Source organism: Streptomyces sp. SID9727 (assembly GCF_010550605.1).
Taxonomy (GTDB): Bacteria; Actinomycetota; Actinomycetes; order Streptomycetales; family Streptomycetaceae; genus Streptomyces.
Window position 1 is genome coordinate 1 of sequence record NZ_JAAGNI010000435.1, and the last position, 21,925, is coordinate 21,925.

Sequence of the window (21,925 nt, forward strand, 5' to 3'; positions counted from 1 at the left end):
CCGGGCCCCGCTCCGTCCCCACCCCGCACGACGACCGCGCCGGCGGACCCGCGGGCCGCCGCCGTCCGCGTACCCTCCCACGCCCGCACCCGCGAAGGAGCTCATGTTGCGACGCCCCACGGTACGTATCCACACCGCCTTGGCCGCGGCCCTGGCCGCTCTGCTCCTGCCCGCACCGGCCGCGGGGGCCGCCACCGCGCAGACCTCCGTAGCTGCGGCGACGGTGGTCGAAAAAGTCCCCTACGCGATGGACGCGTCGAACCAGGCCGCCTGGTGGACGCCGGTCGCCACGTACAAGGGCCGCGGCCAGTACACGTACTTCGCCTTCAACGAGCCGGGCTCGACGGCCGCGACGCACCGACCCGCCATCGCACGGCGCGACGCGGACGGGGTCTGGAGCCGGCTGCCGCTGCTGAACAGTGACGGGCAGCAGGCCGAGTTTCCCGACGACAACGGCCACAACCAGCCGTCGGTGGCCCGCGACGGCAGCGGCCGTCTGCACGTCTTCACCTCCATGCATGCCAACCCCTGGCGCTACTTCCGCACCGAGGCCCCCGGCGGGAACGTCACCGACCACGCATCCGAACTGCCCGACCAGGGCGAGGGCATCACCTACCCGGTCGTCACCACCGCCCCCAACGGCGACCTGTATCTGGCCGCCCGGGTCGGTACCGGCTCCGACCGGCGCCCCGGCAAGCTGTACCGCTGGGACAACGCCGACTCCCGCTGGAGCGTCGTGGCGACCTTCGCGAGCGCGCTGTACCGCTCCGTGTACCCCGACGACCTCGCGGTGGACGCGTCAGGCCGCGTGCACCTCCTCTACGAGTGGGCGAAGGCGCCGGCGACCGCGTTCCGCCACCAGCTCTCGTACCTGTCCTACGACCCGTCCACCGGGGCCTTCGCGGACAGCAGGAACATGACCGTCGCCACGCCGGTCACGCCCGCCGCCTCCGACGTCGTCCAGGACCTCACCGCGGGCGAGGAGTGGAGCGCCGACAACGCGTACACCGGCCCCGCGGTACAGAGCGCCAAGCTCACCCTCGACGGCTCCACCCCGAAGGTCGCCTACCGCTACCGCCCGGCGGACAGCGGTGGCCGGTTCCACGTGTACTACGCCTATCCGAGCGGTGGCGGCTGGATCGGCAAGACCGTGTACGCCGGAGGACAGACCGCGGCCGCCCTCGGCATCACCTGGGACGAGACGGACACCAAGCGGGTCTACTACGTGACCACCTCGGGCACCGACCGGGTCTTCTCGGCGACCCAGTCGGCGGACGGGGCTTGGACCGCGCAGTCGGCCGCGCCGGGGGTGAACGCCGACCGGCTCGCCGTGCGACGGGATTCGGACGGGCGCGATGTGCTCTACCTGCCGGATACCGCTCACAACGCCTTGTATTACGCGACGCGCTGACGCGTCCCGCTGTTTGCCACTGTCCGTACGGGGGTGAGGCCGGCAGGCCGGGCAGAGCCGGCCACCCCCGGCCGGCAGCGCGGTGACGTCGCCGACCGGCTTCGTGCCGGGCACCTCGGTGTTGAAGGCCGACCGCTCCTCGCAGCGACCTGATCGCCGTGGCGCACTTGCCACGAACGCCGTCGGCAGGCTGTACTGCAAGCTGGCACCACGTTGACCAACCTGGCTGTGGCCAGCACTGACCAGTGCCTCGGGTATGCGGGCAACTCCGGCATGTGAGCCGTTCGAGCGTCCCTGTCCCAGCCCCACCACGTCCGGTCCTCAGGTCTCCACCGGCTCGATGCTTCCGCGAGAGGCATGTCACGCGCCGGTGGGCCCGTCTCACAGCGCACGGAAGGCATCTGAACATGCGACGGTACGTTCTCACGGGCACGCCAGGCGCGGGCAAGACGTCGATCCTGCGGAGCCTGGCGGAGCAGGGCTACGAGGTCGTCGAGGAAGCCGCGACCGCAGTCATCGCACGAGCGCAGGCTCAGGGCGAGGGCGAGCCGTGGACACGGGCATCCTTCATCGACGAGATCGTAGAGCTCCAGAAACAACGGCAGTTGCGAGCCTCCGCCACAGACTCTGTCCAGGTGTTCGACCGGTCGCCGGTCTGCACACACGCGCTCGCGCACTACCTGGGACGGCCGGTATCGGCCGCGCTGACGGCGGAGATCCAGCGCATCACTGCCGAGGAGATCTACGAGCGCCAGGTGCTCTTCGTCCGCAATCTGGGATTCTGCGAGCCCACCGGTGCCCGTCGGATCAGCTTCCAGGAGTCGCTGGTATTCGAGAAGATCCACGAACAGAGCTACCGTGCCTACGGCTTCGAGCTCATCGACGTCCCTGCCGGCGGCCTGGCCGACCGTGTCGCTGCGGTCAGTTCGGTGCTCTCGCGGCCCGACTCATGAGCGACACCGGTCGGCATCCGTTCACCGGGGGCGTCTCGGGACCTGGCGCCCCCGGCTGCCCGCCGCGCCCCGCCTCGATCCCGCGCTTGCCTTCGCCGCGCCCGCCGGGGCCCTGCTCGCCCTCCATGTGTCCAGGGAAGGGCCGCCGCTGGTCTGCCTGCCCAGCGGCGGCTACAACGGCAACGGCCCGCCAGGCGGCCACGCGGCGCCGGCAGCGCAAACCACCTGCCCGGGGCGCTGCTCCCGGCGTCTGCCCGTTCTGTCGCACTCACGGCTACCTGATCCGTTGGCATGTCGGCCGTGCGTCGTTAGCATCCCGGGATGACGCGAGCCAGGGATCTTGGGATCGGGGCCCGATGGGGACCCAGCGGGACGTACAACGCGATCACCGACGTGCCTGGAGTACGTGTGGGGCACAAGACTCTGATCCGGGGGGACAGCGTGCGCACCGGCGTCACCGTCGTCGTGCCCAGACAGGGGACGGCGATCTGGCAGGATCCGGTGTTCGCCGCGTCGCACACTCTGAACGGAAACGGCGAGTTCACGGGCTTGGAGTGGATCCGCGAGGGCGGGTTGCTGGAGACGCCGATCGCCCTCACCAACACCCACAGCGTCGGTGTCGTGCGTGACGCCCTGGTGGCCCATCAGACGGCGCAGCGCGGCCCGGACGAGGAGTACTGGGCGCTCCCCGTGGTCGCGGAGACCTGGGACGGCCGCCTCAACGACGTCAACGGACAGCACGTGACAGCGGAGGACCTCCGCGATGCGATCGACGCGGCTGCGGGCGGGCCCGTCGAGGAGGGGAACGTCGGTGGGGGCACCGGCATGATCGCCCACGGGTTCAAGGGAGGCATCGGCACCGCCTCACGCGTCGTCGACGACGGCGAAGGCGCCTACACGGTCGGCGTCCTGGTCCAGGCGAATCACGGCACGCGGGATCGTTTCAGCGTCGACGGAGTTCCGATCGGCCCCGAGACGGCGGACATCCCCCTTCCGGGAGTACCCGGCGTGGCTCCCGGCCCCGGGCGGCTCCCTGACGGGTCCGGCAGCATCATCGGCGTGATCGCCACCGACGCACCGCTGCTTCCCGCTCAGTGCCGGCGCCTGGCACAGCGGGCGGGTCTTGGGGTCGGCAGGCTCGGCGGCGTGGGAGAGCACTGGAGCGGGGACATCTTCCTGGCCTTCGCCACCGGAAACTCCGGCTTGGCCGGCGCCTACGGGGCCTCTGACGTCGCGGAGATCGCGATCCGGATGTTGCCCAACCGCCGGATCAGCCAGTTGTTCGCCGCAGTCGTGGATGCCACCGAGGAAGCGATACTGAACGCGATCCTGGCCGCACGCACCATGGTCGGGCGCGACGGATTCGTCGCGCCCGCACTGCCCGCCGACAGGCTCCGCTCCATCCTCGCAGCCGTCGCCCGATGATCCTTGTCCCCGAGGGCCGACGCAGAAGACGCGAGCCTTCTTGCATGGGCCGAGCTCGCTCTCGGGGACGCAGGACGGATGCGATGAGGTGCATCGGGTGCGCGCACAGGTGTGCACTGCTGCGGACCTGGGCTGTGGCGGTACGGGGACGGACGGGAGAAGTACGGCCGCTTCTCCCGCCGCGAGGTGAAGGACACCGTCCGCGTACCGGGTCCGGTTCCCGAGCCCGGGCGACGTGCGAACGCGCCCGCGAGGCGGCCCCACCGGGGGGCTCAGGCCGATGACAACTGCTCGGCGATCTCCTTGACCCACGCAGCGCTCCTGGCCGGGTCGTTGAGGGACTCCGCCCACTCGTCCGGGGTCAGCTTGTGGTGGCTGGGACCCGCTTTGAGAGCGATGAGGAGGGCGCGGGCCGAGTCGCGCATCGCGGACGACGTCTGGCCGCTCCCGTCGATTCCCGCGCCCGCCGCGAGCCCGTAGATCCTGCGCGCCATGGCCTGGCGTTCACCGTTCTCGACCTTCTTCCAGAACTTCAGGGCTTCCTTCAGCGCATCGGGCCGGGAGGCGGGTTCGCCCGAGGCTTCATCCGCCCCCCAGCGTTCCGGGTGGCGGGCCCCTTCGTAACGCTTCATGCCCGCGCGGCCCGCCTTGTACGCGGTGACGCCGAGGATGAGGCCGGCCGCCCCGGCGGCCAGGCCCCAGCCGACGGGATTGCTCGCCAGCCCGGCACCTCCCGCAGTGGCGGCGACCGCCGTCACGATGCCGCCGGCGGCCTTGGCGGTCTCGCCCACCGCGGTGAACGCCTGCTTGCCCATTTTGTTGCGCTGCTTGCCCAGCGCGTACGTGTGCACGGTGTGCATCGTGTTCGCGTCCTCCGCGCGCCGGATGTCGGCGGCCGCGTCACGGGCGGCGCCCGTCGCCGCCCAGGCGGCATCGATGGCCTGGGAGACGCGCGCCATCCGGTCCTCGCCCTCGTGGTCCCAGTGGCCGTCCAGCGCGACGTACGCGGCATCCGCGGCCTGTTCGGCCTCCTGCCGGGCCCGGGCCAGCCGGGCCAGGGCCTCGTCGTCGGTGCGGTCGTGCCTTTCGAGCCCTTTCAGGGCGTGGTACTTGCGAGCGGTCAGCCCGACCCGCGCCGCGGCGCGGGCGCCCTTCACCGCTCCGACCACGCTGGAACCGATACCGCTGGCCTCGGATGCCGTCGCGGCGTGCGCCGCCATCTGCGCCTTGGTCAGTTCCTTGGCGATGCCGAGCGCGTAGTTCCCCGTTCCGGCGGCACCGACGACCGCGTCGGCCTTCTTGGAGTTGGCCTTCTTGTCCGCCGTGTGGAAGGCGGCCCCGTTGCCGTGCTGTGCGGCGTCCTTCCTGGCTTTGACCGCCTCCATACCGCTGAGCAGGGCGCCCGCGGACTCCGTGACGAGGTTCTCCGATGCGGCGGCGGTCCCCGATGCGCCGGTGGAGTGCTTGAGACCGTCGCTCGCCGTCGCGGACGCCTGCTGGGCGAAGCCCGCGTTGGCGGGAACGTGAACGCCCTTGACGAAGGTGTCGATGACTTCGAGGTTCTTCTTGACCTTGTCGAGAACCGCGGCGATCCGGTCGCGGTAACTCTTGGGAGCGGGGAGTGGGCCGGCGTTCTCCGGTTCTCTGCTCCCGTCCCTGCTCCTGGCGGTTTCGCCGGCGCGCTGCAGGGCGGCGACCGCTGCCCGATTGCCGAGGCCGGCCTGGATCGCGAGGAGCGGGTGGCCGGGGGAGGTGAGGGACGGGGCTCCGGTCCGGCCCCGCTCCCGGGGCTGCCGGGCCGGGGGCAGGACCGACTGCCGAGTCGGGGTGCGGTGGACCGGGGTGCTCATGACGTACCTCTCCTGTGCCGGACCGGGCGACTGGAGAGTAGTCAGCCCCGGCCAACGGAAGGAGTACGGCGGGAAGATCTTTCGGTGCGATCCGCGTGACGCGTCCGGGCCACGGACGCGTCCCGTGTCACGGTGTCGGCGAGGCGTCGGTGAGTGCCATCCAGCGCCGGACCGTCTCCTGGTGGGACCCCTTCGCCGTACTCGCCGCCACCGCCTCGGCGTCCTCGGCGGAGCGTGGCGCTCCCGCCCGGGCGAGCAGGCCGAGCGGCCACGCGGGGCCCGTACCGGCCGGCTCCCCGTCGAAGGCCGTCCAGTCCCATGGGCCGTTGAACCGCCAGGCCCGGCCGACGGCATCGGCGACCTCGTCACCCATGTGGAGAGACGTGTAGGGGCGCATCAGGAGTTCGTAGGTGAAGGGGATCCCGTCGCCGGGGTGGATGGTGTACCCCGAGCCGTCGAGATGGCTCGCGTCCGGGAACTCGCGGTAGGACAGACCTCCGGGCAGCACGGTCACGGTCCGGCTGGGGTGGGGCAGCCAGGCCGTCTCCAGCGGGGGATCGTGGTGGTCGACGGTCGTCACGTGCACGACGGTCGGCGGAACGCCGACACGGCAGACGTCCCCCGCCTTCAGCTGGTCGGGCGGGGGGTCCGTCCGGAAGAGCTCGGCCTCGACATGGGGTGAGACGCTACCGCCGCTGTTCACGCCGAGGGCGACGACCCCGTTCCAGCGTGCGAACTCGTTGTCCGTGTCGATTTCCCACCACGGCCACCGCACCGACACCTCATCCCACCGGAGACCCCGCTCCACCCTGGTGACCGTGAAGGGGCAAGCGACCGACAGCACGTCCCCGGCTCGGAAGTCGCCTTCATCGATCATGCGGTCAGATTAGTCGGCCGAGCAGCCGGTGCGTGCCTGTCAGGTTTGACGGGCGTAGGACGCGAGGCGCTGGGAGAGCGCGCCGACGAGGGTGCGCAGTTCGTCGGGACGCTCGATGACGAACGGCCGGTCGAGTGCGGCGAGTACCCGAGGCAGCCAGTCGAGCCGCTGCACCCGCAGTTCGGCGCGCAGCCAGCGCTCGGCCGCCGGGTCCTCGCCCGCGGCCGGCTCGTGCTCCTCCAGGCGCGCGACACTGGCGGGAAGGTGCGCGCTGATCTGCTCCGGCGTCCCGTGGATCCGCAGGGTCACCTCGTGCCGGTACCCGGCCGTGGCGAACCCGGACAGCAGGCGCTGCGCCGGATCGGTGTCCACGGGCGCTTCGAACGAGCCGGGCAGGGCCCTCGCGGTATCGATGCGATCGAGCCGGAAGGTCCGGTCCTCGCCGGCCCGGGCGTCCCTTCCGGTCAGGTACCAGCGGCCCGCATGGGCGACGATCCCGTACGCGTGCAGTGTGCGTTCGCTGTGCCGTCCCTCGCGGTCGGTGTAGCGGACCGAGACCGGCCGGCTGTGGCGGACCGCATCGGCGAGGGTGAGGAGGACCTCGGCATCCGGGGGGTTCGGCTCGCGGGGCTCGTCGGTGTGGGCGAGAGCTGCCTGGAGCGCGTCGAGCCGGTGGGCGATGTGCTGGGGCAGTACCCTCCGGATCTTCGCCGACGCGGTCTCGCTCGCCGCGCGCTCCGTCGTCGTCAGCCCCGCTCGGCGGCCGGCGGCCAGACCGAGCAGTACGGCCAGCGCCTCGTCGTCGCTGAGCATGAGCGGAGGCAAGCGGTACCCGGGGGCCAGCCGGTAGCCGCCGTAGCGGCCACGTACCGACTCCACGGGCACGTCCAGATCGATCAGCCGGCTCACGTACCGCCGCACGGTGCGGCCCTCGACACCGAGACGGTCGGCGAGCTCGGCCACCGTCCGGGTGCCGCCCGACTGCAGCAGTTCCAGGAGCGTCAGCACACGGCCGGTGGGTCCAGGCATCTGCGCAGCCTAACGCGAGCACGCGGATAGAGGACCGATTCCGTCCACTATTTTTCCTAGCCTGTGGCGTACCCGTTTGTGGCACAGCCAAGGAGATCTCCATGCATTTCGTCTCGATCCGTATCATCACCGGCGACGTCGCACGCCTCGTCGAGTTCTACGAGCGGGCCACAGGAGTGCGGGCGACGTGGGCCACCGAGGACTTCGCCGAGCTCAGGACCGCGGGTGCGACCCTCGCGATCGCCGGCACCCGCACGGTCCCGCTGTTCGCCCCGGGCTCTGCCCGGCCGGCGGACAACCACAGCGTGATCACCGAGTTCCTCGTCGACGACGTGGACCAGGTGCGCCAGAACCTGGCCGGCTTCGTCACGGACTTCGTCAACGAGCCCACCACGATGCCGTGGGGCAACCGGTCGCTGCTGTTCCGCGATCCCGACGGCAACCTCGTCAACTTCTTCACCCCCGTCACCGCGGAGGCCGTCGAGAAGTTCGCCGGCCCTGCTTCTTCAGGTATCAGGACTGTGCGTTGACGCGCTCGCCCCGCGGCGGAGTTCCGGCGCCCGGGGCGATGCTCTGCCAGCCGTGTTCGAGAAGGTCGAAGGCGGCGTTGAGTGCTGCGGCGCTGTCGGGCCGGTCGCGGGCGATGCGAGGTGCTTCGAGGGCGAAGCGGGCGAGGGCCGTGCCGGCCGGGTCGTCGGGGGGGAGGCCGCTTTCCTCGGAGATGACCCGGGCCAGGGGAGCGGTGTTCTCCAGCCAGGTGTTGTGCTGGTAATCGAGCAGCGCCGGGGTGCTCGTGACCAGGCGGAGGAAGGCGTTGACGTCCGGGTTCTCGCCGGGGAGGAGCAGCCGGTAGCGCAGGGCGTGTTCGCGCAGAGCGGCCGGGAGGGACTGCCCGTCCGGCCGGTTGCGTACGGCGTGGAGCTGCTGGGCCTTCATCTCGTCCTGCTGGTCGAAGACGAGGGCTTCCTTGCCCGGGAAGTGCTTGAACAGCGTGGTGGTGGACACGTCGGCGGCGTCGGCGATCTCGCGGATGCCGACGTCGTCGTAGCCGCGCTCCAGGAAAAGGCGCAGGGCCGCGTCGGCGATGGCCTGGCGGGTGGCGGCCTTCTTGCGTTCACGACGGCCCAGCGGTGTGGGCGCCGTACTGCTGGCATCGGGCATGCCGCCAATCTACCTCACGGTGATACCGCTGAGAAAGTGCAACCGTTGCACTTGTTTATCCGGTGTGCTTTCCTGATGCGGCGGGTTGGTGGACCGGCCCGCCCCGGCCTCGATCACGCCCTGCCGCCGGCCCACTCGTGCGGTCCACGGAAACGGAGCATCACCATGACCACGCCCTCGGCCGTCCCCCGCATCGCGATCGTCGGAGCGGGCCCCGGCGGCCTCACCTGCGCCCGTGTCCTTCAGCGCAACGGGATGGACGTCACTGTCTACGACCTGGCCTCCGGCCCCGACGCCGGCAACCAGGGCGGCACGCTGGACCTGCATGAGGAAGACGGTCAGGCCGCCCTGAAGGAGGCCGGACTGCTGGAGGAGTTCACCCGCCTCGCCCGTCCCGAGGGCCAGGAGATGCGGAAGTTCGACGCCGCAGACGGAACCCTCCGCTTCCACCACCGTCCCGACGACGACCAGTTCGCCGCCCCCGAGATCGACCGCGGCCAGCTGCGCGACCTCCTGCTGGACTCCCTCACCCCCGGCACCGTCCACTGGGGCCGCAGGCTCAGGAGCGTCGAAGGACCCGACGACGGCCCGCGCCGGCTGCACTTCGCCGACGGCAGTGTCGTTCAGGCCGACCTCGTCATCGGCGCCGACGGCGCCTGGTCCACAGTCCGACGCGCGCTCTCACCTGCCGTACCCGAGCACATCGGCATCAACTTCCTCGAAGCCTGGTTCGACGACGTCGAGACCGCACACCGGTCCGTGGCCGATCTCGTCGGTCAGGGCAGCGCCATGGCGGCCGACGGTGAACGCTGCCTGTTCGCCCAGCGCAACAGCGGCGGTCACGTACGCGTCTACATCATCCAGCCCGGCCCCGCCGACTGGCTCACCCGAGCAGGACTGACCGACCAGGACACCGAGCGGATCCGCACCCTGCTCCTGGACCGCTACCGCGGCTGGGCACCGGGCCTGCGCCGGCTCATCACCGACAACGACGGCCCCTACATCCACCGTCCCCTCTATGCCCTGCCGGTTCCGCACACATGGCAGACGAACCCCAGCGTCACCCTGCTCGGCGACGCCGCACACCTCATGCCCCCGCTCGGCGTCGGCGTCAACCTCGCGATGCTCGACGCCGGTGAGCTCGCCATCGCCCTCACGAGTCACGACACCGTCGCCGAAGCCGTCCGCGCGTACGAGAAGGTCATGGTGCCCCGTTCCCGCGAGAGGCAGGCGGCGCTGGACGGCGCCGCCGCCGGCCTGCTGTCGAACGAACCCTTCGACCCCGGCCAGGGCAACGCCGGCTGAGGACGTGCCCTGCCGTCGGCAGCCCCCTGAGCAAGGGGCCGGCACCGCCTACCGGCCGCAGGGCGGGGCGTAGGCCAGGCCGGGCACGAACTGTTTCCATTCCGCCGGGGTGATGGGGTCGCCGACGGCGCCGCACAGCCACCGGGTGACCGCGCGTGGGTCGGTGTTCCACAGGCGTACGCCGCCTCCCCGGCCGGCGGCGGCGAGAGTCCGGCCGTCAGGGGCGAAGGCGACGGTGAGCAGACCGTCCTCGGAGGCTTTGAGCGTAGCCAGGAGACCGGGGTGGCGGGGCCGGCGTAAGTCCCACAGCCAGACGGTGTGGTCGATGCTGCTGATGGCGAGCCGGTTGTCGTCCGGAGCGAAGGCGAGCTCGTATATCTCGCCGACCGGTCCGATGAGAGGCGTGCCGATGGCAGCCGGATCCTCGGGGTGGGAGAGGTCGAGGATCCGGACGGAGTAGTCGGCGCCACCGAAGGCGAGGAGCTTCCCGTCGGGGCTGAAGGACGTGGCGTAGACGGAGCCGCTGAAGCCGCGCACGGTGGTCAGCAGCCGGGGGCGCCGCGGGTCGTGGACGTCCCAGACGTATCCCGCACCGTCCTCGCCCGCTGCGGCGAGCAGCTTTCCGTCCGGGCTGAACCGGACACCGAAGGCGATGCCGGCCGGACCCGTGAGGGTCGCGAGGGCGAGCGGACGGGCCGGGACGGAGATGTCGAGGAGGTGGACGGTGCCGTCGTCACTGGAGACCGCGGCGGTTGATCCGTCGGGACTCAGCGCCATGGCCTCGATCGTCGCCTCGGCGACGGGCACCGGAGGACCGGCGGGGGAGGGGCGGGAGGGGTGTGTGATGTCGAAGAGGCGGATGGTTCCATCGGTCGCACCGCCCAGCGCCGTCCGGGCGTCACCGGCCAGGACGGAAGCGCCGGCGAGAGCGGCGGATCCCGCGTCCGGGCCGTTGCTCAGCGGCGGTCCGGTGCCGGCCGGACGCCGCGGGTTCCGCACGTCGAACAGGCGCAACGAGCCGTCACCGCCACCCGCCAGGAGCCTGCCCCCGGTGGCGTCGAACGAGACGGAGAAGACCTGGCTCGCGCCGGTGGCGATGAGGGGGCCCGGTACGTTCCAGGCGCGGAGGATCCCGTCGCCGGACAGGGTGTTCAGCGTGTTGTCGTCCGCGTAGGAGACTGCCGAGACCGGCGCGGGCTGGGGCAGGGTGCCCATCGGCTGCCGCGTGCGCAGGTCCCACTGCCACACCATGGTGTCCGAACTGCCGGCGGCGAGGGTCCTGCCGTCCGGGCTGAAGGCGACGGCGTTGATCCAGCTGGCGGGTCCGGTCAGCGGCTCGCCGAGGACCTTCGGGCGCTGGGGAACGGAGATGTCCCAGGTGCGGACGCTGTGCTCGGCGGCCGTGCCCGCGGCCAGAGTGTGCCCGTCGGGGGAGATCGCGACGGCGTAGACGCGGCTCCTGCCGGCGGTGAGAGCGGGCAGCGGGCGCGGGTCCTTCGGTACGGATACGTCCCACAGGCGCACCGTGGCGTCGTCGCCGCCGGCGGCCAGGGTGCGACCGTCGGGCGAGAAGGCGACGGCCTTGACGGCGGCGCGCGGTCCGGTCAGGAGGATGGGGGCCGCGGGCTTCGCCACACGCCACAGCCGGACCGTACCGTCACCGCCACCGGCAGCCAGGAGCCGGCCGTCCGCCCTGAACGCCAGCCCCAGGACGTCGGTGTCAGCCGCACCCGGCAGGGGCGGCAGGCGCACGGGATGCGCCGGGTCGGCGACCCGCCACAGCGACACCCCGTCGGCGCGGCCGCCCGCGGCGAGAAGCACACCGTCCGAGCTGAGGGCGAGCGCCCGCGGTGCGCCTGCGAGTGCCAGGTCCGACTCGACGGCAGCCGGCGCCCTGCCGTCGAGGGTCCGCCACAGACGCACCCGGCCCGTCGAGGTCGCCACCGCGGTCAACGAGCGCGCGCCCGCCATCACCACGCCCGCTCCGGCACCTGCGCGAAGCCTCCGCGCCACCGGTCGGGCGGAGGAATCGAGCAGTGAGGCGCGGGCTTCGGGAGTCGCCGACACCGTGTAGGCGGCCAGCGCCAACTGCGCCGACAGGCCGGGGTCCTTGTCGCGTAACCGGTCGGCCTTCTCGGCGATCTGCCGGGAGAGCGCCATGCGTGCTTCTCGGTGCGCGGAGTCGCTGACCTGCCTCGCGTAGACGCCCGCCGCGGCCGCGACCAGCACCAGCGCGATCAGGAGCCCGATCAACTGGTGGCGGTGGCGAACCCGGCGCCGCGCCGCTGCCTCACGGGCCGTCGCTGCCTTGGACGACGCGGCGAGAAAGGCGTGTTCGAGGGCGTTCACGGCCTCGTTCGAACCGGGCTCCGCGGCCCATTCCAGAGCCGTCGCCAGAAGCCGGCCCTGGTAGAGGCCCTCGGCGGGGTACTGCTCGTCGCGCCACTGACGGGCGGCTGCCCGCAGCCTCCCGTGGACCCGACGGCCTTCGCGGTTGTCCGCCAGCCAGCCGTTCAGCCGCGGCCACGCCATCAGAAGGGCCTCGTGGACGATCTCCACCGTCTGCTCACCCGCGGTCAGCAGACGGTGGGTCACGAAGACGTCGAGGGCTTCGGCCACGTCGTCGGCGTAGTCGGCGGACGGAGTGTCGAGCAGCTCGTCGAAGGTGACCCGCCGGCGGATGTCCGCTGTGCCGTCGTCGGTGTGGACCAGCCGCAGGAACAGTCGACGGCACACCGCCCGCTGGTGCGACGGCAGGGATCGGAAGGCGACCTCCGCGGCCTGGCCCACAGCGCCGCGCACACCGCCGGACGCCCGGTAGTGCCGTACGCCCACGGTGGGTCTGGAGGACTCCCGCGCGGCCAGTTCGGTGATGGTCGCCAGCGTGTACGAAAGCAGCGGGAGAGCGCCCGGCTCCCGTCCGGCGTCGGCGAGGAGCAGGTCGACCAGCCCGTCCTCCAGTACGAGTCCGGCCAGCCGCGCGGGTTCGACGATCACCTCACGCAACTGGGCTTCGGTCATCGGCCCGACGGGGACCTGCCCCTGTTCGAGTACGGAGGCCAGTCGCGGGTACTGCAACGCCCGTCCGTAGAAGTCGGCTCGCAGGCCGAAGACCACCGGGCTCCGGCACTCCAGCAGCGCGTCCAGGAAGGCCGTGCGCTCGCCTTCGTCCGGGCACAGCGTGAAGACCTCTTCGAACTGGTCGACCAGCACGACGGTGTCCGCCGAGGTCGTGTGCGCGGCCCATTGCCGCATCGGCTGTGCACCGGGCGTCAACAGCATCGAGGGCCCCACCAGGGGCAGGAGCCCGGCCCGCAGCAGTGAGGACTTCCCCGACCCCGACGGCCCCACCACGGCCAGCGGCATCCCCCGTGCGTGGCAGACGCCCAGCCTGTCCAGCAGTTGCGCGGTGAGCGCCTTACGGCCGAAGAACGCATCGGCGTCACCGGGCTGGAACGCTTCCAGCCCGCGGTAGGGGTTCCACACCCGCGCGGTGTTCCGCCCCGTGCGCAGGGACAGTTCACGGAGCGCGTCCAGCCATGCCTTCTGTGCGTCTCCCGGCGGGACGTCCAGCGCGGTCAGCAGCGCGGAGAACTCGGCGCGAACGGCGAGTTGGGGCAGATGCCGCCCGGAGCAGTACCCCGCGATCGTGTTGAACCCGAGCCCGCACTCGTCGGCCAGCCGCCGGTAGGACTTGTCCGACGCCCTGCGCAGAGTGTTCAGTGCCCGCGCGAACTCCTCTGGTGTCTCGATGTCGTTTCCCTCCCTGGGCGACGCCCGGCTTCCAGGGTGTCGATCCGGCCGGATATACGGAGGGATTGTGGGGCATCGCCCCCCAGGCGTACAGAGCGCGGCCCGTGAAGCCGTGACCGAAGTGCCCCGGCCGAGAGCGGCGTCCTCCGCGGCAGGCCGTGTACGGAGCTGTACGGACCTGGCGCGACCTGTGCCGATTCCATGCCGCCCCCCGGTAGACCGAGTCCACGACCACTCGACCGTGGACCACCGGAAGGACAAGCCATGCGTTCTGCGAACAGGCTCAGGACCGCCATCGCCGCTGCCGCGCTGCTGTGCACGGGAGTGCTCGGCGCGGCCCCCGAGGCCGCCGCCGCCGACTACGGCGGCGACGGCAACCCCTCGGCCGACTGCGCCGGCGGACAGACCATCGCCTCGGCGAACATCGTCAACGCCGGCACCGTCGTCGGCGTCGTGGAGATGCGCTGGTCGTGGGCGTGCAGCGGCAACTGGACCCGCACGACGTCGTACGTGGGTACGAAGACCCTGGAGTCCTACACCGAGGTCCCCAGAACCGGCCGCAACTCCCGCGCCGTGGACACCGGTACCTCGAACTGGTCCCCGTACCTGCGGGTCGCACCCAGCGAACGGGTCTGCTCGTGGGGGCGGGTGTTCATCAACGACAACCTCCGCGTGGGCGCGACCGTCTGCTCCAGTTGAACGGCCCCGACGCGGCACTCGCCACAACCCACACCGGACGACACAGACACCAAGGAGCAATCATGCGCGTGACCGGAAGACGGGCCCTGACCCTGCTGGCAGCGGCCATCACCGTCGCCCTCTCGGCCGTGCCGGCCGAGGCCGCCCCGTACGACCCGTACACCGGGAGCAACCCGCTGACGACCGGATGCCAGTCGGACGCGGTCACCATCGCCACCCGCCCCATCAGGAGTCAGCAGGCGACCTACGGGACGATGGAGGTGCGCTACTCCCCTTCGTGCGGAACCAACTGGGTACGGGCGGTCATCACCGTGCCCAATGCCACGAACACCGTCACCAAGGGCATCCGGCGCCCGTCGAGCCAGCCCGACGGGCAGGGCGGGTGGCTCGGCTACTACGAGCACTACGAGACCGACCCCGCGGTCGGGTCCTCCTTCGGCATGCAGGTATACGCCCCGGGCAGCACGTGCATCTCCGTGTCGAGCGTGGTGAAGGACGCCTCCGGGCAGGTCGTCGCCTACACGGGCACGGCCTTCCCCTACGACCCGTGGGTCTCCATCTGCTGAGTGCGTGGGCACCCACGGTGCCCGAAAACGGGCGCCGAGGGTGATGCTGACGCCCCCTCGGTGGCCTGCTCCCGTCACGCGTCCCCCGCACCCTCTCCGGGTGCGCGAGGCCGGTGGGCAGGCCACCGATGCCGGACCGCCCCGTAGGCGGACGGGCGCTCGGGCCCGCCCGGGACAGCTCGTACGATGGGCGCATGGCCTCCTCCGCGCAGCGCACGAGCCGCCGCCCCGCCGGGCGGCTGTCGCTGCTGCTGGTGTGGGCGGTGCTCACCGGCGTGTGGGGCATGCACGCCTTCGGCCCGGGAGGAGCCCTGCCGGAGGCGGGCCGCCACGCCATGGCGATGACCACCACCGCCGAGCACGCTTCGCACCCGCCGTCGGGGTGCTCACGGACCGACGGCGGGGGGCCGGAACACCTGGCTCACGCCGACGCGTCCTGCGTGGCGGCCGGGATCGGCTCCGCATATGCGCCGCCCCCGCTGGCCGGCGCCCTGCCCGACGCGCCCCTCACCGACATCGCGCCGGCGCGACGGGCGGACTCCGCGGAGAGCGGGCGGGCGCCGCCCGACCTTTCCGAGCTGCAACTTCTTCGGATTTAGAGCGGCACGCACGGCACCTGGCCCGGTTGTTCCGGTCCGTAGTGCCGCGCTCTCGCCCGCTCAGTCCGTTCACTTCCGCGCGCCCCGGCTGCGGCCGCGCGCCCAAGGAGTTGCATCACCATGATCAGCAAGCGTTCTCCGATCGGTCGTACCACCGCGGTGGCCGCCGCGAGTGCGGCCGCGCTCGTCCTGGCCGCCTGTGGCAGCAGCGACAGCTCGTCCGGCCACAACGGCCACACCACGAGCCCCGCCTCCGCCCCGACGTCCACCGCCCAGGGCCGGCACAACGCGGCCGACACCGCCTTCGCCAGGGGCATGATCCCCCACCACCGCCAGGCCGTGGAGATGGCCGACCTCGTCCCCGGCCGCGCCGAGTCGGCAGAGGTGAAGAAGCTTGCCGAGGACGTCAAGAAGGCCCAGGCCCCGGAGATCAGGACGCTGTCCGGCTGGCTGACCTCCTGGGGCGAGGAGGTACCGGCCGAGGGCGCCATGGACCACTCCGTGCACGGCGGCGGCATGATGAGCGCCGAGGACATGGACAGGCTCACGAACTCGTCGGGCAAGGCGTTCGACACCGCCTTCATGGAGATGATGATCAAGCACCACGAGGGTGCGGTGGAGATGGCCGGGACCGAGCGGGCCGACGGCGTTCACGGACCCGCCAGGACGATGGCCGCAGCGATCATCACCTCCCAGACCGCCGAGATCACCCGGATGAACAAGCTCCTCGGCAAGAACTGACCGGACCAGCCCGCAGGCGGGGCGGCCACCATGCGGCGCCCGCCCCGCCCCCGGTCGCCCCGCCCACCCGGCACCGACCAGCACGCCGCCCCCGTCGCGCAGCGGGCGCCACGGGCGATGGTGGGGCCATGGCGTCCGTACAGTCCCGGCGTTGCGCCATCCGGCGGAAGTGAGGCGCGTCGGACCAGGGAGTCTTCGGCGGCCCGGGCCGGTTTGCGGGGCCGGAGGCGGCCGGCCGCGCACTATGGGGGCGCCGGTGAAGCCGCGAGCGGAGGTGGGCGGGATGGACGCGTGGCAGTCGCTGCTGGTCCTCCTCGGCGTGGTCGGTGCCGGCGTGGCAGCCCTGTACGGCCTCGGCCTCTACCTGGCCGCGGTGCGCACGCCCCTGGAAACCGGCGCGTTCTCCGGGGGCTTGGCGCCGGGCCGGCACGCCGTGTCACGGTTCCACGTGCGCTGGTACCCCGTGACCATGATCTTCCTGGCCTTCGACATGGAGATGCTCTTCATGTACCCGTGGGTGAAGGTCGTCTCCAAGGTGGGCACCCCGGCCGTCGTGGAGATGTTCCTCTTCCTCGGCGTCCTGTTCGCCGCGGTGGCCTACGCCTGGCGCGAGGGGGCTCTGAGGTGGGCGTGAGAGGACTGCTGCGGCGTACGGCGATGAGCCGCCCGGCCGTGTTGATGGCCACGATGCCCGGAGCGACGGCCCTGCGGCTGGAGGCGGAGGCGGAGCTGCGCCGACGTGGATGGCCCGTCGCGTCCGCTCCGGCGGCCGCGGACCTGCTTCTCGTCTGTGGCGTGCCCGTCCTCACGGCCGCGGAATGGGTGGACGGCATCGAGCAGTCGGTACCGGAACCCGCCGTGCGCGTCGCGGTGGAGCGAAGCGGTCAGGTCGCACAGGCACTGGACGCGGCGCGCCGGGAACTGACCGGCAGGGCGGTGGACCCGCGCGGCGCCGGGGCGACGGACCGTCCTGCCCACCACCGCGAGGCAGCGGACCGGCCGGATGCCCCGCGCCACGGACGCGCCGGGCGTGAGTCCGCGGAGCCCCACGGCCACGGGGGCCACATGGGTCACGCCATGGGCGAGGTGGCCGGCCTGCCGCTGGCCGAGCGGGCCGATGACCGGGACGCGCTGAAGCTCGACCAGCTGCACGTGCCGTTCGGTCCCGGGCTGAGCGACTGGCCCGCGGGGCTGATCCTCCGTCTCACGCTGCAGGGAGACGTCGTGCAGGCCGTCGAGGCGGACCACCTCCCCGTACCGCCCGGCCAGCGGCTGCCCTTCTGGGACGAGCCGTGGTTGCGGGCCGCCCGGGGCGAGCACGTCACCAAGGGCTGCGCGGCGCGCCGGCGCTGTGCGGCGCATCTGGACAGCGCGGGACGGCTCCTTGCCGTCGCGGGCTGGGAGGATGCCGCCGCGCGGTGCCGTCTGCTTCGCGACGCTGTGCTGTCAGGGGCATCGCGTGAGGCGATCGGCGGTGTGCTCGGCGGAACGGTGCGCAGAATCGGGCGGTCCCGGACCCTGCGCTGGTCGATCGCCGGACTCGGAGGGCTGCCGGCCGGTCGAGCACGAGCGGCCGGGGTGTCCGGGCCGGCCCTGGCCGCGGCCGGAGACGCCCACGACCGGTTGCTGACGTGGCTGCGGGAAACGGAGCGCGGTCTCGACGCCCTCGATGACACGCGGCCGTTGACGTGGGCCGATCGGGCCGGACCGCGCGGCCTGCTGGACGGGCCGACGCCGCCGTCGCAGCCGTTGCTCGACGTTCTTCCCGGCCTGCTGACCGGAGCCGAGTACGCCTGCGCGCGGATCATCCTGGCCAGTCTGGACCCGGACGTCGATGAACTCGCCTCCGCACCCGTGTCCGGAGCGTTCCATGGCTGATACCGGGCCCTCGTGGGCGGCCGTCGCCCTCCCCATGGCGCTTGCGGCGGCAGCCGTCGTCACGGCGGGGTTCTCTGCGGTGGTGTCGGGGGAGGCCGGGCGCGGCCGGGCCGGGAGCGTCCGGGAGGCCGGGGTGCGGGCGCTGTCACCGTTGCGTGAGGCCCTGCGGCTGCTCGTCCAGCAGCCGCGCCGTACGACGGCCGCCGACCCGCTGCTCGGCCGGCTGGGCGTGGTGCTGGTCCCCGTGGCGGCGGTGCTCGCGGGCGGCGTACTGCCGTGGGGCTTTCGCGCGGTGAGCGATCCGCCGGTCGGCATCGTGTGGTTCAACGCCATGGAGGCGCTGGCCTGGGCAGCGGTGTGGCTGGCCGGCTGGGGACCGAACTCGGCGCTGTCGCTGATCGGCGGCTACCGGTTCCTGGCGCAGGGTCTGGCCTACGAACTGCCGCACATGTTCGCGCTCACCACCGCCGCTCTCGGAGCCGAGTCCCTGCGGGTGGGGGACGTGGTCGCCGCCCAGGACGGTGTGTGGTTCGTGGTGTGGATGCCGGTCGCGTTCGTCGTCTACCTGCTGAGCGCGCTCGCCATGTCCTTCTGGGGACCGTTCTCCCACCCGCTGTCCCGGGACGCCGCCGGTGGCGCGGCGGCCGAACTCGCGGGCGTGGACCGGTTGGTGTTCCTGGGCGGCCGGTGGCTGCTGCTCGTGGTGACCGCCGGATTCAGCGTGCCGCTGTTCCTCGGAGGAGGGCACGGCCCCGTGCTGCCGGGCTGGTCGTGGACGCTGCTCAAGACCGCCGCGGTCCTGGCGCTGCTGGTGGCCGGGCGCCGGGCGCTGCCCGTACTGCGGATGGAGCGGTACACGGAAGTGGCCTGGATGGTGCTGGTGCCGTTGACGCTGCTGCAGGCGCTGTTCGTCGCCGTCGTCGTACTGGACCGATGAGAGGCAAGGTGCGCTGCCGATGCTCGACGAGGTGATCTTCTGGGTGCTGGCCCTGGTGGCGGTGGCCGGTGGAGCCATGGTGTTCCGGTTCGACTCCATGGCCCGGGCGACCTACGCGCTGCTGGCGTCGCTGCTGTGCGTCGGAGGCGAGGTGCTGCTGCTCGGGCTGGACTACCTCGGGGTCGTGATCGTGCTGATGATGACCATCGAGATGGCCATCATGGCCGTGTTCATGCTCATGTACATGATGAATCCGGCCGGGCTGATGCCGATGAGCATGGTCCACAACAAGAAGGGCGCGACCGTGATCTGCGCGGCGCTCTTCGCGGGACTGGCCGCGGGCGTGTTCGTCGCTCCGTGGCCGTCCCGGCACGGTCGGCCGTCGGCCGATCCGACCATGGATCTGGGTATGTCCCTGATGGGTCCGCAGATGCTCACGATGATGACCCTGGGCCTCGCGCTGTTCGCGACCATGGTCGCGACCGTCGTCCTGTCCACCCGCCGCGGCCGGTACGACCGGTTCGGGGACGACCTGAAGTCCCGCACCGCCGACGACCCGGTGCGGGGAGGGGTGGGCCGATGAGCCTGGAGCTCTTCCTGCTGCTGGCCGCGGCCCTGTTCAGCATCGGCCTCTTCGGGGCCCTCACCCAGCAGTCGGTCGTGATGCTCATGATGGGGTTCGAACTGATGCTGGGCGGCGTCATCGTCGGCGCGGCGGCTGCCTGGCACTACATCACCCCGGCCACCGCCGACGGTCAGGTGCTCGTGGTCCTGGCGGTCACGGTCATGGCGGTGGAGATGGCCATCGGGTTCGCTGTGGTCACCGCGCTCTTCAGAGCCCGGGACGTCGACATGACCGACATGGCGGCGGAGCTGAAGGAGTGAGCGCGCTGCTGTGGGCGCTCATCGCCCTGCCGCTGACCGTGGGGACACTGCTCGCGGTCGCCGGCCGGCCGGTGGACCGCTGCGCTCCCGCCGTCGCGGTCGGCACGGCCGCCGCCGGCCTCGGCCTCGCCGTCGCGGCTGCGTTCGCGCATCCGCGAGTCGAAGCGCCACTGCTGGACGGGCTTCCCGCCGGCCTCGCGGTGGACGGACTGTCGGGCCTCATGGTCGTCACGGTCACCGCGGTGACCACGGCCGTCCTCGTGTTCAGTGTCGCGGACATCGGTCCGGGAGAGGCACGCGCCCGCTTCTTCGGGCTGATGCTGCTGTTCGGCGGCGCGATGCTGGCGACGGTGACCGCGACCACGTTGCCCGTCCTGCTGATGGCGTGGGAGGTGATGGGCGCCACCTCCTGGGCACTGATCGGCTACTGGTGGCGCGACAGCGAGCGCGGTGACGCCGCCGCCACCGCCTTCCTCACCACCCGCGCCGCCGACCTCGGCCTCTACCTCGCCGCCGGAGCGGCGCTGGCGAGCGGACAAGCCGGCTCCCTCGCCCTCGACGGCCTCGCGGCCACGACCGGTGCGTGGTCCGACCTCGTCACCGCGGGAGTCATCACGGCCGCCTTCGGCAAGTCCGCCCAGCTGCCGTTCAGTTTCTGGCTGTCCAGGGCCATGCGGGGACCCAGCCCCGTCTCCGCCCTGCTCCACTCGGCGACCATGGTCGCGGCCGGGGCGTATCTGCTGCTTCGGCTGGAGCCCCTCCTCGCGCGGTCCGGCTGGGGCGGGCCCGTGGTGGCGTGGACGGGTGCCGTGACGGCGGTCGTGCTCGGCCTGGTCGCCGTGGCCCAGAGCGACCTCAAGCAGCTCCTCGCCGCCTCGACCTGTGCCCAGATCGGCTTCATGGTGCTGGCTGCGGGCGTCGGCGCGGTGACCGGTGGCATCCTGCAGCTCATCGCGCATGCCGCCGCGAAGAGCCTGGCCTTTCTCGTCGCGGGCGTCTGGCTGACGGCCCTCGGCACCAAGGAACTGACCGCCCTGCGCGGTGCGGCCCGGCGATTCCGAACCGCCGGCATGACCTTCGGCGTCGCGGCCCTGGCCCTGGCCGGTGTCCCGCCCCTGGCCCTGTGGCCGGCCAAAGACGTGCTCCTCGCCGGTGCCCTCGAGAGCGGTACGGCTCTGTACGCCGTCGGGCTGGCCGGCGCCGCGATCTCCGCCGTCTACAGCGTCAAGGCCCTGTGGTTCGTCTGGCGGCCCCGGCCCGCGGCCGCCCCGGCCGCCCGCGAACGGCAGCCGCAGCCGTATGCGTCCCGGCTGCCGCTCCTGATCCTGGCTGTCGCCTGTGCCGCCCTGACCGTCACCTCCTTCCCGCCTGTGCGGGACGCGGTGGGCAGGGTGCTCGGCGCCCGGGCGCAACCGGACCCGCACGTCTGGGAGTTCGCCCTGACCGCCGCACTGGCGGTCGCCGTGTCCGCCGGGGTCTGGATCCGGGGTCCACGACCTCTCGTCCCGCCGGGCCGGATCACCGCCGCGGTGTCGCACTGGCTCGGCCTGGAATCCGCCGCGCGCACGCTCCTCGTGGCCCCCGTCCTGCGCCTGGCCGGCACACTCGCCGACTTCGACGACCGAGTGCTCGACCGTGGCGTTGACGCCACCGCCCGCGGATCGGTCCGGCTGGCCAAGTGGACCGACGCACACGTGGAACGGCTCGTCGACGGTGCCGTGGAGGGCGTGGCCGAAGGCGCGAGGGCGCTCGGCCGCTGGGCGCGCCGACCGCAGACCGGGCAGCTGCACCAGTACCTCGCTCAGGCGGTCGCCGCCTTCACCGTCCTCGCCGTCGTCCTCGTCCTCGTGAGGTGA

The 21,925-nt window shown here is 72.1% G+C and carries 20 protein-coding genes; 15 read left to right on the forward strand and 5 right to left on the reverse strand.

Features of this window, described 5'->3' with window-relative positions:
- Positions 1 to 106: 106 nt before the first annotated feature.
- From G3I41_RS29690 to G3I41_RS29700, 3 genes are all read left to right on the forward strand, one after another.
- Complete coding sequence (locus G3I41_RS29690; protein WP_164403768.1) at positions 107 to 1,411, forward strand: BNR-4 repeat-containing protein; 1,305 nt, start codon at positions 107 to 109, stop codon at positions 1,409 to 1,411.
- A 407-nt stretch (positions 1,412 to 1,818) separates the two neighbouring features.
- Positions 1,819 to 2,364: an AAA family ATPase gene (locus G3I41_RS29695; RefSeq protein WP_164403590.1), complete on the forward strand. Its 546-nt coding sequence runs from the start codon at positions 1,819 to 1,821 to the stop codon at positions 2,362 to 2,364.
- Between the two features lie 321 nt (positions 2,365 to 2,685).
- Entirely contained in the window at positions 2,686 to 3,789 is a 1,104-nt protein-coding gene (locus tag G3I41_RS29700; RefSeq protein ID WP_164403593.1) for a P1 family peptidase, read from the forward strand.
- 272 nt (positions 3,790 to 4,061) lie between these two features.
- Here the strand turns inward: G3I41_RS29700 and G3I41_RS29705 are convergent, their stop codons facing one another.
- The 3 genes from G3I41_RS29705 to G3I41_RS29715 all read right to left on the reverse strand — a co-directional run bounded on the left by G3I41_RS29705 (position 4,062) and on the right by G3I41_RS29715 (position 7,545).
- Positions 4,062 to 5,639, reverse strand: coding sequence for a hypothetical protein (locus G3I41_RS29705; protein ID WP_164403594.1), 1,578 nt, complete (start codon positions 5,637 to 5,639; stop codon positions 4,062 to 4,064).
- A 127-nt stretch (positions 5,640 to 5,766) separates the two neighbouring features.
- Positions 5,767 to 6,516: a hypothetical protein gene (locus G3I41_RS29710; RefSeq protein ID WP_164403596.1), complete on the reverse strand. Its 750-nt coding sequence runs from the start codon at positions 6,514 to 6,516 to the stop codon at positions 5,767 to 5,769.
- Between the two features lie 39 nt (positions 6,517 to 6,555).
- Entirely contained in the window at positions 6,556 to 7,545 is a 990-nt protein-coding gene (locus G3I41_RS29715) for a WYL domain-containing protein (RefSeq protein ID WP_164403598.1), read from the reverse strand.
- Positions 7,546 to 7,646: 101 nt separating this feature from the next.
- Between G3I41_RS29715 and G3I41_RS29720 the strand changes: the two genes are divergently transcribed.
- Entirely contained in the window at positions 7,647 to 8,075 is a 429-nt protein-coding gene (locus tag G3I41_RS29720; RefSeq protein WP_164403600.1) for a VOC family protein, read from the forward strand.
- Here the strand turns inward: G3I41_RS29720 and G3I41_RS29725 are convergent.
- On the reverse strand, positions 8,059 to 8,706 hold the full coding sequence (locus tag G3I41_RS29725) for a TetR/AcrR family transcriptional regulator (protein ID WP_164403602.1): 648 nt from the start codon (positions 8,704 to 8,706) through the stop codon (positions 8,059 to 8,061). The two genes, G3I41_RS29720 and G3I41_RS29725, sit on opposite strands and share 17 nt — an antisense overlap.
- A gap of 165 nt (positions 8,707 to 8,871) precedes the next feature.
- Between G3I41_RS29725 and G3I41_RS29730 the strand changes: the two genes are divergently transcribed.
- Entirely contained in the window at positions 8,872 to 10,011 is a 1,140-nt protein-coding gene (locus G3I41_RS29730) for an NAD(P)/FAD-dependent oxidoreductase (RefSeq protein ID WP_164403603.1), read from the forward strand.
- Between the two features lie 48 nt (positions 10,012 to 10,059).
- On the opposite strand, the gene G3I41_RS29735 is transcribed toward G3I41_RS29730, so the two are convergent.
- On the reverse strand, positions 10,060 to 13,497 hold the full coding sequence (locus G3I41_RS29735; protein WP_343242251.1) for a hypothetical protein: 3,438 nt from the start codon (positions 13,495 to 13,497) through the stop codon (positions 10,060 to 10,062).
- Positions 13,498 to 14,028: 531 nt separating this feature from the next.
- Between G3I41_RS29735 and G3I41_RS29740 the strand changes: the two genes are divergently transcribed.
- The 10 genes from G3I41_RS29740 (at position 14,029) to G3I41_RS29785 (ending at position 21,925) form a co-directional block, all read left to right on the forward strand.
- Complete coding sequence (locus G3I41_RS29740) at positions 14,029 to 14,463, forward strand: hypothetical protein (protein WP_164403605.1); 435 nt, start codon at positions 14,029 to 14,031, stop codon at positions 14,461 to 14,463.
- Positions 14,464 to 14,531: 68 nt separating this feature from the next.
- Positions 14,532 to 15,029, forward strand: coding sequence for a DUF2690 domain-containing protein (locus G3I41_RS29745; RefSeq protein WP_343242252.1), 498 nt, complete (start codon positions 14,532 to 14,534; stop codon positions 15,027 to 15,029).
- A 194-nt stretch (positions 15,030 to 15,223) separates the two neighbouring features.
- Entirely contained in the window at positions 15,224 to 15,628 is a 405-nt protein-coding gene (locus tag G3I41_RS29750; protein ID WP_164403610.1) for a DUF6153 family protein, read from the forward strand.
- A 120-nt stretch (positions 15,629 to 15,748) separates the two neighbouring features.
- Positions 15,749 to 16,369, forward strand: a complete 621-nt coding sequence (locus G3I41_RS29755) for a DUF305 domain-containing protein (protein ID WP_164403612.1) — start codon at positions 15,749 to 15,751, stop codon at positions 16,367 to 16,369.
- A gap of 283 nt (positions 16,370 to 16,652) precedes the next feature.
- Positions 16,653 to 17,003 (forward strand): NADH-quinone oxidoreductase subunit A, encoded by a 351-nt coding sequence (locus G3I41_RS29760; protein ID WP_164403613.1) that lies wholly within the window; start codon positions 16,653 to 16,655, stop codon positions 17,001 to 17,003.
- Positions 17,000 to 18,247: a hypothetical protein gene (locus G3I41_RS29765; RefSeq protein WP_343242253.1), complete on the forward strand. Its 1,248-nt coding sequence runs from the start codon at positions 17,000 to 17,002 to the stop codon at positions 18,245 to 18,247. The genes G3I41_RS29760 and G3I41_RS29765 overlap by 4 nt, the downstream gene beginning before the upstream one ends.
- Entirely contained in the window at positions 18,240 to 19,184 is a 945-nt protein-coding gene (locus tag G3I41_RS29770) for an NADH-quinone oxidoreductase subunit H (RefSeq protein WP_164403617.1), read from the forward strand. The genes G3I41_RS29765 and G3I41_RS29770 overlap by 8 nt, the downstream gene beginning before the upstream one ends.
- 19 nt (positions 19,185 to 19,203) lie before the next feature.
- Positions 19,204 to 19,767, forward strand: coding sequence for an NADH-quinone oxidoreductase subunit J (locus G3I41_RS29775; protein WP_164403618.1), 564 nt, complete (start codon positions 19,204 to 19,206; stop codon positions 19,765 to 19,767).
- The gene (gene nuoK, locus G3I41_RS29780; RefSeq protein ID WP_164403620.1) at positions 19,764 to 20,069 is read left to right on the forward strand and encodes an NADH-quinone oxidoreductase subunit NuoK; all 306 of its coding nucleotides are present in this window, start codon (positions 19,764 to 19,766) and stop codon (positions 20,067 to 20,069) included. The genes G3I41_RS29775 and nuoK overlap by 4 nt, the downstream gene beginning before the upstream one ends.
- On the forward strand, positions 20,066 to 21,925 hold the full coding sequence (locus G3I41_RS29785; protein WP_164403621.1) for a proton-conducting transporter membrane subunit: 1,860 nt from the start codon (positions 20,066 to 20,068) through the stop codon (positions 21,923 to 21,925). The genes nuoK and G3I41_RS29785 overlap by 4 nt, the downstream gene beginning before the upstream one ends.

Coding starts and splice junctions, on each gene's coding strand:
- G3I41_RS29695 (WP_164403590.1), top strand. CDS start 1,819: ATGCGACGGTACGTTCTCACGGGCACGCCAGGCGCGGGCAAGACGTCG.
- G3I41_RS29700 (WP_164403593.1), top strand. CDS start 2,686: ATGACGCGAGCCAGGGATCTTGGGATCGGGGCCCGATGGGGACCCAGC.
- G3I41_RS29705 (WP_164403594.1), bottom strand. CDS start 5,639: ATGAGCACCCCGGTCCACCGCACCCCGACTCGGCAGTCGGTCCTGCCC.
- G3I41_RS29710 (WP_164403596.1), bottom strand. CDS start 6,516: ATGATCGATGAAGGCGACTTCCGAGCCGGGGACGTGCTGTCGGTCGCT.
- G3I41_RS29715 (WP_164403598.1), bottom strand. CDS start 7,545: ATGCCTGGACCCACCGGCCGTGTGCTGACGCTCCTGGAACTGCTGCAG.
- G3I41_RS29720 (WP_164403600.1), top strand. CDS start 7,647: ATGCATTTCGTCTCGATCCGTATCATCACCGGCGACGTCGCACGCCTC.
- G3I41_RS29725 (WP_164403602.1), bottom strand. CDS start 8,706: ATGCCCGATGCCAGCAGTACGGCGCCCACACCGCTGGGCCGTCGTGAA.
- G3I41_RS29730 (WP_164403603.1), top strand. CDS start 8,872: ATGACCACGCCCTCGGCCGTCCCCCGCATCGCGATCGTCGGAGCGGGC.
- G3I41_RS29740 (WP_164403605.1), top strand. CDS start 14,029: ATGCGTTCTGCGAACAGGCTCAGGACCGCCATCGCCGCTGCCGCGCTG.
- G3I41_RS29750 (WP_164403610.1), top strand. CDS start 15,224: ATGGCCTCCTCCGCGCAGCGCACGAGCCGCCGCCCCGCCGGGCGGCTG.
- G3I41_RS29755 (WP_164403612.1), top strand. CDS start 15,749: ATGATCAGCAAGCGTTCTCCGATCGGTCGTACCACCGCGGTGGCCGCC.
- G3I41_RS29760 (WP_164403613.1), top strand. CDS start 16,653: ATGGACGCGTGGCAGTCGCTGCTGGTCCTCCTCGGCGTGGTCGGTGCC.
- G3I41_RS29770 (WP_164403617.1), top strand. CDS start 18,240: ATGGCTGATACCGGGCCCTCGTGGGCGGCCGTCGCCCTCCCCATGGCG.
- G3I41_RS29775 (WP_164403618.1), top strand. CDS start 19,204: ATGCTCGACGAGGTGATCTTCTGGGTGCTGGCCCTGGTGGCGGTGGCC.
- nuoK (WP_164403620.1), top strand. CDS start 19,764: ATGAGCCTGGAGCTCTTCCTGCTGCTGGCCGCGGCCCTGTTCAGCATC.